Source organism: Ralstonia psammae (genome assembly GCF_958405935.1).
GTDB lineage: Bacteria > Pseudomonadota > Gammaproteobacteria > Burkholderiales > Burkholderiaceae > Ralstonia > Ralstonia psammae.
The window spans coordinates 1-2,149 of the sequence record NZ_CATZBU010000042.1; the positions used below are offsets into that span (position 1 = coordinate 1).

Consider the following 2,149-nt stretch of genomic DNA (forward strand, 5'->3'; position numbering starts at 1 on the left):
CGTCACGCTGCAGTTGCTGTGGGAGGAATACGCCCGGGTCAACGCGCAGGCGTACAAATACACGAGTTTCTGCGTCAAGTACCGCAAGTGGGCGGCGTGCCTAAAACGCTCGATGCGCCAGACCCACATCGCCGGCGACAAGCTGTTTGCCGACTACGCCGGCCAGACCGTGCCGATCATCGATGCCGCTAGTGGCGAGATCCGTACTGCACAGGTCTTCGTGGCGATATTGGGGGCGTCGAACTACACCTACGCTTGCGCCACTGAACGGCAAACGGCGGCGGACTGGATCCGCTCGCTGATTGCCGCGCTGGAGTTCTTCGGCGGCACGCCCCGGCTGATCGTGCCCGACCAGCCGCGCGCCTTGATCGCTCAACCCGACCGCTACGAGCCCTGCATGGGGCGGCTGGTGGAGGAATTCTGCGACCACTACCGCGTGGCGGTACTACCAGCGCGGCCAGCCCACCCGAGGGACAAACCGAAAGTTGAGAATGCGGTGCTCGTGGTCGAGCGCTGGATTCTGGCACGCTTGCGCAACCGCCGGTTCTTTAGCCTGGCAGAGTTGAACACGGCGATCGCTGAGCTGCTACACGATCTGAACCAGCGGCCCTTCAAGAAACTGCCTGGCAACCGGCGCGAGGCCTTCGAGCGGCTGGACCAGCCGGTGCTGCAGCCGCTGCCGCCCAACCGCATGGCCATCGTGCGCTTCAAGCGGGCGCGCGTGAACGTGGATTACCACGTCGAGCTCGACGGCCACTATTACAGCGTGCCGCACCGCTTGGTACGCAGCCAGGTGGAACTGCGTATCGGCGCCACGGCGGTGGAAGTGTTCGACGGCGCCACGCGCGTGGCCATCCACCTCCTGAACGCCGCCCGAGGCGGCTTCACCACTGATCCCGATCACATGCCGGCATCCCACCGTGCGCACCGCGAGTGGACGCCAACCAAACTCATTGCCTGGGGCGAGAGTATCGGCTCGTCGTGTGCCGCCGTGGTGCGCTGGCAGATGGAACACCGTCCGCATCCGGAACAAGGCTACCGCGCCTGCCTGGGCTTGCAGCACCTGGGCCGGCGCTTCGGCGCGCAGCGGCTGGAAGCCGCCTGCAAGCGAGCCGTCGCCATCAACTCGCGAACCTACCGCACCGTGAAATCGATCCTGGACAACGGTATGGACCGGCAACCTCTGCCGGGCAAGCCAATACAGGGATCTCTGCCGCTGCACGAGAACGTGCGGGGGCCGGGGTACTACCACTAACCACAAGGAGGAACCACGTGATACCAGCCAACACCCTGGATCAACTGAAGACACTGCGTCTGGACGGCATGATCGCAGCGCTCGGCGACCAGGCCACCAGCAGTGCCGCGGCCGAACTCGGCTTCGACGATCGCTTCTCGCTGCTCGTGCAGCGCGAGATCGACTGGCGTGATGGCAAGCGACTGGCCCGGATCCTGAAAGCTGCCAAGCTCAAGGTGGGCAACGCGTGCATCGAGGACGTCCTCTGGCGCGACTCGCGCCACCTGGACCGACATCTGATGACGACCCTCGCTGGCTGCGATTGGATTCGCCATGCCCGCACCGTGCTGATGACGGGTGCCACCGGTACCGGCAAGACCTGGTTGGCTTGCGCGCTGGCGCAGCAGGCCGCGCGCTGTGGCTTTACGGTGCTCTACACCCGCACCACGCGCTTGATGACGGAACTGCGCGTCGCTCACGGCGAAGGCGGCTTCGTGCGTCGCTTGGCGCAACTAGCACGCTATGACCTGCTGGTGCTGGATGACTTCGCCGGCGCTCCCATGGAGCCGGCCGAGCGCACCGACCTGCTGGAACTGTTGGACGATCGCGTCGGCACCCGCGCCACCCTGATCACTAGCCAGATGGCCGTCAACCAGTGGCACGCCTGGCTTGATGACCCGACCGTCGCCGACGCTATCCTGGATCGCATCGTGCACGGCTCCCACCGCATTGCACTCAAAGGGCCTTCGCTGCGCGGCCCCGACAACGAACAACCATGACCGCCTTCAACCTCATCGTAGACGACTGCGATACCATGAACGCCTTCACTCTCGCTCGCCCCGAGCGTCCATGATCACGCTGAAATGCCGTCCACCATCAGCCTGATCTGACCGTCCACGATCGCTGAAATACGCA

2 protein-coding genes are annotated in these 2,149 nt (G+C 64.8%); both read left to right on the forward strand.

Annotated features, from left to right (window positions below):
* The coding region (gene istA, locus R2N16_RS25345) for an IS21 family transposase (RefSeq protein WP_316669790.1) at positions 1–1,255 on the forward strand (1,255 nt) is incomplete at its 5' end.
* 17 nt (positions 1,256–1,272) lie between these two features.
* Positions 1,273–2,013, forward strand: a complete 741-nt coding sequence (gene istB, locus R2N16_RS25350) for an IS21-like element helper ATPase IstB (RefSeq protein WP_316669793.1) — start codon at positions 1,273–1,275, stop codon at positions 2,011–2,013.
* The last annotated feature ends 136 nt before the right edge of the window (positions 2,014–2,149 follow it).